The 7,687-nt window shown below is 69.3% G+C and carries 9 protein-coding genes; 4 read left to right on the top strand and 5 right to left on the bottom strand.

Annotated elements, in window-relative coordinates; translation table 11 throughout:
* Nucleotides 1-43: 43 nt before the first annotated feature.
* Together AKJ13_RS32395 and AKJ13_RS28205 are read right to left on the bottom strand one after the other, a co-directional pair.
* Nucleotides 44-220 carry a hypothetical protein gene (locus tag AKJ13_RS32395; protein WP_007569379.1) on the bottom strand — a complete coding sequence of 59 codons (177 nt, stop codon included), beginning with the start codon at nucleotides 218-220 and terminating at the stop codon, nucleotides 44-46.
* A gap of 146 nt (nucleotides 221-366) precedes the next feature.
* Entirely contained in the window at nucleotides 367-765 is a 399-nt protein-coding gene (locus AKJ13_RS28205) for a DUF4174 domain-containing protein (RefSeq protein WP_050736299.1), read from the bottom strand.
* 109 nt (nucleotides 766-874) lie between these two features.
* On the opposite strand from AKJ13_RS28205, the gene AKJ13_RS28200 reads away from it, so the two are divergent.
* The 4 genes from AKJ13_RS28200 (at nucleotide 875) to AKJ13_RS28185 (ending at nucleotide 4,508) form a co-directional block, all read left to right on the top strand.
* Entirely contained in the window at nucleotides 875-1,891 is a 1,017-nt protein-coding gene (locus AKJ13_RS28200) for an NADP-dependent oxidoreductase (RefSeq protein ID WP_050736298.1), read from the top strand.
* Between the two features lie 167 nt (nucleotides 1,892-2,058).
* Nucleotides 2,059-2,628: a single-stranded DNA-binding protein gene (gene ssb, locus AKJ13_RS28195; protein WP_007569385.1), complete on the top strand. Its 570-nt coding sequence runs from the start codon at nucleotides 2,059-2,061 to the stop codon at nucleotides 2,626-2,628.
* 895 nt (nucleotides 2,629-3,523) lie between these two features.
* Nucleotides 3,524-3,922, top strand: coding sequence for a hypothetical protein (locus AKJ13_RS28190; RefSeq protein WP_144426423.1), 399 nt, complete (start codon nucleotides 3,524-3,526; stop codon nucleotides 3,920-3,922).
* 94 nt (nucleotides 3,923-4,016) lie between these two features.
* The gene (locus tag AKJ13_RS28185) at nucleotides 4,017-4,508 is read left to right on the top strand and encodes a cache domain-containing protein (protein WP_050736296.1); all 492 of its coding nucleotides are present in this window, start codon (nucleotides 4,017-4,019) and stop codon (nucleotides 4,506-4,508) included.
* A gap of 10 nt (nucleotides 4,509-4,518) precedes the next feature.
* Here the strand turns inward: AKJ13_RS28185 and AKJ13_RS28180 are convergent, their stop codons facing one another.
* The 3 genes from AKJ13_RS28180 to AKJ13_RS28170 all read right to left on the bottom strand — a co-directional run bounded on the left by AKJ13_RS28180 (nucleotide 4,519) and on the right by AKJ13_RS28170 (nucleotide 7,635).
* Nucleotides 4,519-5,397 carry an SDR family oxidoreductase gene (locus AKJ13_RS28180; RefSeq protein ID WP_050736295.1) on the bottom strand — a complete coding sequence of 293 codons (879 nt, stop codon included), beginning with the start codon at nucleotides 5,395-5,397 and terminating at the stop codon, nucleotides 4,519-4,521.
* A 260-nt stretch (nucleotides 5,398-5,657) separates the two neighbouring features.
* On the bottom strand, nucleotides 5,658-6,467 hold the full coding sequence (gene xth, locus AKJ13_RS28175; RefSeq protein ID WP_050736294.1) for an exodeoxyribonuclease III: 810 nt from the start codon (nucleotides 6,465-6,467) through the stop codon (nucleotides 5,658-5,660).
* Nucleotides 6,468-6,720: 253 nt separating this feature from the next.
* Complete coding sequence (locus AKJ13_RS28170) at nucleotides 6,721-7,635, bottom strand: outer-membrane lipoprotein carrier protein LolA (protein ID WP_050736293.1); 915 nt, start codon at nucleotides 7,633-7,635, stop codon at nucleotides 6,721-6,723.
* Between the last annotated feature and the right edge of the window lie 52 nt (nucleotides 7,636-7,687).

Genomic DNA, 7,687 nt, shown 5'->3' with positions numbered 1-7,687 from the left:
CGCCCCGCCGCTGGGGCGGGCCCCGCTGGTAGGACGGCCCGGATCAGATCCGGGCCGGGGCCTTCTTGAGCGCGGCCGCGAAGGCCTTGAGCTGGCGGTTCAGATCCGCCAGCTCGTTCAGCGCGATGGTCTTGTGGCCATCGCGGACCGCGCGCTCGATATCCTCGACCTGGAGGCTGACGACGCGGCGGATGGCGGTGGCGACTTGTTCTCGGGTCATCGATGCGAGCGTCTCGTTCGAGCGTCCTGGCGGGCCTCAACGGACGGCCGAAACACGGCCGCCGACACCATTCGGTGATAGGCCGGTAGGCTTAACCGTTGGTGTCCGCAGGCCCTGCCATCCCCGGAAACCGGGCGCTCCGCCCCCTATCGCGCGCCCTTGATCTCGCCGCGCCGCATCGGCATCGCATCGATCGTGGCGAACAGTTTTTGGGGCGGGATCGGCGCCGCGGCGGTGAGCTTGGCGCCCCCATCCTTGCCGACCAGCACCGCCCGGAATTCGTCTGCCGGCAGGGACAGGTGCGCGCGCAGGCTCCGGGCCGCGGGCGTATCCCCGATCGCCTCCACCACCACGAGGTCGCGCTCGGCCACGCCACCGCGCATCGGGCCCAGGGCCGCACGCTGCGCCCTTAGGTCGGCGTCCGCCGGATCGGGGGCCGACAGCACCAGCACCCGGGACCGCCAGCGATAGGCATCGAGCGGTCCGGCCATCGCGGCGCTGAGGGTCAGGGCGGCCAATCCGAGGCCGATCAGGGTGGTGCGCATGTCGCCTCCGCCTGAAGCCGATCCCGGTCAACGCGCGGGGCGCCCCATTGGCCGCCGCCGCCTCGCGCCCCAGATCGGGGGTCGCAGGCAGAGCATCCGGGAGCCTTTCATGAATGCCGTGAACCGCCGCATCGTCCTGGCATCGCGCCCGCACGGGGAGCCGAAGCCGGAGAACTTCCGCCTGGAGGAGGTGCCGGTGCCGGAGATCGGGCCCGGCCAGATCCTGCTGCGCACGCGCTGGCTGTCCCTCGACCCGTATATGCGCGGCCGGATGAGCGACGCGAAATCCTACGCGACCCCGGTCCAGATCGGCGACCCGATCACCGCCGAGGTGGTCGGCGAGGTCGTCGCGTCGAAGAATCCGGACATCCCGGTCGGGGAATTGCGGACGGCCTTCGCGGGCTGGCAGGAATATTTCGCCACCGACGGCAAGGGCACCCGCCGGGTCGATCCGGAGGCCGCCCCGCCCTCGACCGCGCTCGGCGTGCTCGGGATGCCGGGCATGACCGCCTATACCGGGCTGCTCAATATCGGCCAGCCCAAGCCCGGCGAGACCGTGGTGGTGGCCGCCGCCGCCGGGCCGGTGGGGTCGCTGGTCGGGCAGATCGCCAAGCTGAAGGGCGCCCGGGCGGTGGGGATCGCGGGCGGGCCGGACAAGTGCCGCTACCTGACGGAGGAGCTCGGCTTCGACGCGGCGGTCGACCATCGCGGCCCCGACCTGCCGGGGGCGCTGGCCGCGGCCTGCCCCAAGGGCGTCGACGTCTACTTCGAGAATGTCGGCGGCGCGGTTTTCGCCGCCGTGATGCCCCTGTTGAACCCGTTCGCCCGGATCCCGGTCTGCGGCCTGGTCTCGGCCTACAACGCCACCGAGGCGCCCCCCGGCCCCGACCGGCTGCCCGCCCTGATGCGCTCGGTGCTGACGAACCGCCTGCACATCCAAGGCTTCATCGTCTGGGATTTCGCCGACCAGGCCGAGACCTTCCGGCGCGAGGTCGGCGACTGGATCCGGGCCGGCAAGGTCCGCTACCGGGAGGACGTGGTCGAGGGCCTGGAGAAAGCCCCGGAGGCGTTCATCGGCCTGCTCAACGGCCGGAATTTCGGCAAGCTGGTTGTGCATATCGCCTGAACGGCGCTTGCCGCGAAATCAGAACAGAGATAGAACATTCACGTTTGGCAAGGTGCGGATAGCGGGCACAAACCCGCACTGCAGGTTGCCGCCCCGACGGCCCGGGCGCATGAGTCGCCGGCCGCCGGGCCAAGGCCCAGTGAGATCCGTACGATGAGGAGAGAGCGATGGCGGGCAGCGTCAACAAGGTGATCCTGGTGGGCAATCTCGGGCGCGACCCGGAGATGCGCCGCCTCGGCTCGGGCGATCCGGTCTGCAACCTGCGGCTGGCGACCTCCGAGTCCTGGAAGGACAAGGCGACCGGCGAGCGCAAGGAGAAGACCGAGTGGCACTCGGTCGTGATCTACAACGACAACCTCGCCCGGGTGGCCGAGCAGTATCTGCGCAAGGGCTCGAAGGTCTATATCGAGGGCCAGCTCCAGACCCGGAAGTGGACCGACAATTCCGGCGTCGAGAAGTACACCACCGAGGTGGTGCTCCAGCGCTTCCGCGGCGAGATGACGATCCTCGACGGCCGCGGCGGTGGCGGCGGCGACTTCGCCGGCGAGGACGAGGGCGGTGGCCAGATTAGCCGCGGCGGCGACTCGGGCGGTGGCCGGGGCGGCGACCGCGGTGGTGATTTCGGCGGCGGCCGCGCCCAGGGCGGCGGCGGTGGCGGACGGCCGGCCCCGGCTTCGTCCGGCGGCGGTGGCGGCGCTCGCGGCGGGTACGATCTGGACGACGATATCCCGTTCTAGGGTTTTCCGGGACGCTTCAGACCCGCCGCTCACCGCGGCGGGTTTTTTTATGTGGAGCCCCCGGCTGGCTCGCAGCGTGCCCACCGGATAGCAGACGACGGTCGGCTACGGCCTCACCGGCTATCTGGGATCCCTCGCCGTGCACGGGCCGGTCGCATCGAATCCGCGGCGCACAATCCCCCCGGCACACAGCGGGTTCGATCCCCCCGGAACGCGTCATTGCGAGACTGTGCCACCGAAACCAACGCCGTACCGGTAGGCTGCTCGATGGGTGCGTGTCGCTGCAGCGGCAATGCTCCGGGGCATGACACTGTTGTGCCGTCGAAGCGAACGGCGCGGGTCCCGTCTTCGGCCGCAGCCTCAAACCGGAGGCCTTGCCAAGTCTCGCGACGGACGAAGCGCAGAGCGATCATTCAGGGCGAACCCCCTAACGTGCGCGGGCTGGTCCGTCGCGCGTTGAGGGATCGAAAAATTCAAAGCCTTTGATGTTCCTGCGTCAGCCGACCTTCACAGCCTTCGATCCAGCCGCGCGCTCCGTGGTGAGCTCCTTCAAGGCCTACCGATCTTCGATCGCTGGGCACCTCAGGATGACGGGGGCGGGCTGGAGAGGAGCCGGCCAGAATCAGGCAAGCGCCTGCTACACCGTGCAGCAAGGCGGTCCAGTGCGATAGACAGCTCAACGACACTGCCGAATATTGAGAATTTTTGATTGACCTCAGCATGTGTTGTGGATTTACTGCACATCGCATCATATACCCCCCCTGGCGGATGTGGCTTTCCGGCGGCGACAAGACCCGGATCGCTTGAGCATTGATCAACGGCTGAGCCGTTCGATCACGAGACTGACAACACCGGGACCAACCCGGGGGTCGGACGGGTCCTTGATCTCGGGAACGTGTCGGTGGCGCGCCCACCCCGCGGGGCGGTTCGTGTGCGCCAGATTTCGGAGCGTGACAGCGTCGCTGTCTCGATCGAATCCGGGAGCCGGAAGATGTCAGATCCTTGTGCGATCGCCGATTACATCACCGAAGCCGAGCAACATATCCGAAACGCGGAAGCGATCCTGAACGACCTCGAAGGGGTCCGGTCGAGCGAGGCCCGGCGATTGCGCGCCTGCATGTACATCGCCGCGATGAAGCGGTTGAAGCGCATCATCGAGACCCACCGGACCAGCGAGGAGGCCGAACCAGACGCGCTGCCGGCGCCGGTCATGCCCGGCCAGCCGCGGCTCTTCTGGTGGCTCGCCCCGAGACCGGCGAGCGAGCGCCGCGTCTTCCGGCGCCGCGCCGGCTGATTCGCCGGTGATTGGGCCGGGCGCGCGACGCCGCCGCGGGCCCGACCCTGCAGCGCCGGCGGCCCGAGAGGAATGGACGATCAGGGGCGCGACCATGCCCAAGCGCATCGTGATCTGGTGCCTGCCGATCCTGGTCCTGATCATGCTCCTGCCGACGAGGCCGGTGGCCGGGCGGGATCAGCGCGCGCCGGTTCATCAGGCGGACGAGATCGAGACCCTGGTCAACAAGGCCGCCGACCTGATCGAGAGCGAGGGCGGAACAGCCTTCACGGCGTTCCGGCGGAAGAACTCGCCCTGGCGCTACGGCGACGTCTACCTGTTCGTGGTCGACCTGCACGGGGTCGTCCTGTTCAACGCCGTCCATCCGAACCGCGAGGGCCGAGACCTGCTGGAGGAGCACGACGCGGCCGGCAAGCAGTTCCACAAGGACTTCATCACTGTGGTGCGGGAATCCGCCTCCGGCTGGGTCGATTACATGTTCCCGCGGCCCCGGCGCAGCACGCCGGAGGTGAAATGGAGCTACGTCTGCGGGACGAGCGTGGACGGCACCCCCGCGCTGGTGGGCGCGGGGGTTTACGTGGAGTGAGGCGTGCGCCTCACAGCATCGGCATGCCGCCGGTGACCGGCACCAGGGCGCCCGACATGAAGCTGCCCTCGCGCGAGGCGAGCAGCACGTAGGCCGGGGCGAGCTCGGCGGGCTGGCCGGCGCGGCCGAGGGGCGTCTGGGCACCGAGCTCTTCCAGCTCCTCGGGGCTCTTCACGATCGGCTGGATCGGGGTCCAGACCGGGCCCGGCGCCACGCAATTCACCCGGATGCCCTTGGGGGCGAGCAGGTTCGACAGGCCGATCGTGAGGCTCGCGATGGCGCCCTTGGTGGCGGCGTAGATCAGCATGTTCGGGCCCGCGACCTTGGCCTGGACGCTGGTCGAGTTCACGATCGCCCCGCCCGGCTTCATGTGCGGCACGGCGGCCTGGGCGAGGTAGTACATCGCGAAGACGTTGGCCCGGAACGAGCCCTCGATATCGGCGGCCTTCAGGTCCTCGAGACCCTCGTTCACGACCTGGGCGGCGGCGTTGTTGACCAGGATATCGAGCCGCTCGAACGCGGCTATGGTCCGGTCCACCAGCGTCCGGCACTGGGCCTCGTCGCGGATGTCACCGGGCAGCAGCAGGCAGCGGCGGCCGGCCTTCTCGACCCAGGCCTTGGTGTCTTCGGCATCCCCCTGCTCGACGTCGAGATAGGAGATCGCCACGTCGGCGCCCTCTCGGGCATAGGCGATCGCCACCGCCCGGCCGATGCCGGAATCGCCGCCGGTGATCAGCGCGACCTGGCCGGCGAGCAGGCCCTTGCCCACATAGCTTTCCTCACCGTGGTCGGGCCGCGGTGTCATCTTGGAGGTGAGGCCCGGCCGTTCCTGCTGCTGGTCGCCGGGAAACGGAGGCCGGGGACCGGCCTCGCGGGGATCGTCGGTCATCGGGGGCGGCTTCCTGCAGGACCGGGCCAAGGGCGTTTGGGCCGCGTGCCGGGCCCGGCCGTCACAGACACGCCGCCGATGCTGAAGCGCGTCTCAGAAGGCCCGGTCGCGGGCGGCGTGCGGGCCGCCGTAGCGTCGGCGCAAGAAGGAGACGACCTTGGGGAGAAGGAAGGCGATCAGGATCTTGCGCATCGGGCCGGCTCGCATCGCGGGTTCGTGAATCAGCAATGCGTCAGGGTCACGGCAGTTCCGCGCCACCCTCACAGCTCGAGGGTGAGCGTCACCGGGACATGGTCCGAGGGTCGCTCCCAGCCGCGGGCGTCGCGCAGGACGTCCACCGAGCGGACCGTGCCGGCGAGATCCGGCGAGACCCAGGCATGGTCCAGGCGCCGGCCCTTGTTGGCGGCCGACCAGTCCGGCGAGCGGTAGCTCCACCACGTGTAGATCTTCTCGGGCTCCGGGGTGAGGTGGCGGGCCGTGTCGATCCAGCCAGCCTCCCCACGCAGCAGTTCCAGGGCCTCGGTCTCCACGGGGGTGTGGCTCACCACGTCGAGGAGCTGCTTGTGCGACCAGACATCGTGCTCGAGCGGCGCGACGTTGAGGTCCCCCACCAGGATCGCCGGGCCGGAGACGCGCTTGCCGCCCCAGGCGCGCAGCTCCGCCAGGAAATCGAGCTTGTGGGCGAATTTCGGGTTGAGGTCGCGGTCGGGCACGTCGCCGCCGGCCGGGACGTAGAAATCGTGCAGCACGATGCCGGCGGCGGCCCCCGCCTCCGGCCCGAGAACAGCCGAGATGTGGCGGGCGTCCGGCTTCTCGCAGAAGCCCATCACGCCGCGGGTGTGCAGGGGGAAGCGCGACAGGATCGCGACGCCGTTATAGCCCTTCTGGCCGGCGAACATGACGTTCTCATAGCCCGAGCCGCGCAGGGCTTTGAGCGGGAAGGCGTCGTCCGGGCACTTGGTCTCCTGGAGGCAGAGCACGTCCGGCTTGTGCTCGGCCAGAAAGCGCAGGACCAGGTCGATGCGCAGCCGCACCGAGTTGATGTTCCAGGAGGTGACGGACAGGCGCACGGGTGGGGTCTCGGGTTGGGGCTGGCGGCTAGCGAATTGATAGAAAGGGGCTCGGCGGCCCGCGCTGCGCTTTTCCCTTCCCCTGTGGGGAGGGGTCAGGGGTGGGGGTGGTGCAGAATTGACCGCTGAGCCTCTTTCGGAACCACCCCCACCTCCAACTCCTCCCCACAAGGGGGAGGAGCGCGCGTCGCGCCTTGCGGGAGGCAGTCTGTGGACATCGCAAGGTCCGTCGAGATACGCCCCCGCCGATCGATCAGTTGGGCTGCGATTGCTGGATCTGCTGCTGCATCGCCTTGTCCTCGGCGCGCCCGTAATTGATGAAGAACAGGCCCGCATCGACGCTCTTGGGTTTCTGCAGGTTGGAGAGCTGGACCGTCGTGATGTAGCCCTGCGGGTCGGTGATCCGCCACTGCGACAGGGTCTTCATCTCGGCATCGAAGAACAGCTGGATCTTCGAGGTCCCGCCGAGCGTCGCCCGATCCTCCAGGCTGATCCGCACGCCGCCCGGATCGTTGGTCACGTCGGTGACCGTCAGGTCGCGGGCGAGATCGATCTTCTCGCGCAGCAGGAATTTCAGCGGCGTCTGGGCGATGAAGTAGAGGTCCTGGGTGGCGAGCTTGCGGTCGCGCACCGCCACGGAAGTGCCGTCGGCCACCACCTCTAGCGGCGAGGGCTGGTCGTAGTCGAAGCGCAGGCGGCCGGGCTTGGCGAGCGTCAGCTTGCCACCGATCCGGCGCCCGTCCGCGCCGATCTGCATGAAGTTGCCCGTCAGGGTGTTCATGCCGTTGAAATACGCATTGGCCTGCGCGAGCACCGTCGCGGCGTCGGCCGGCTCGGACGGGGCCAGCGCCGCAGGGCCGCCCACGGCGGCGACCTTGGGCTCGGTCGCCTTGTGGTCGGCCTTGTCGGACGTCTTGGTGCCCGGCTTGGGGGTGCCGGTCTTCGGCGCGTCCTTCGCAGCCGAATCCTTGGCGGGCTTGGACGCCGGCTTCTTCGGCGCCGGCGCGGGTGCCGCGGGGGTGGAATCCGGCTCCGGGGCCGCCTCCTCCTTGCGGCCGAACAGGCTGTCGATGAATGCGCCGACCTGCGCCTGCGCCGGGGCGGCGGGGGCGAGCCACAGCCCGGCGGCGATCAGGGAGCCGGCTGTGCGGGTGCGGCGGCCGATCATCGGCAGAACCTCCTGGGCGCCCGGGCGGGCGATCCGGCAGACATGGGAACGG

This window comes from Methylobacterium sp. ARG-1 (assembly GCF_001262595.1).
In the GTDB taxonomy this organism is placed as follows: Bacteria; Pseudomonadota; Alphaproteobacteria; order Rhizobiales; family Beijerinckiaceae; genus Methylobacterium; species Methylobacterium brachiatum.
The sequence above is the reverse complement of the archived record's forward strand: the minus strand, read 5'-3'. Positions and strand labels throughout refer to the sequence as shown.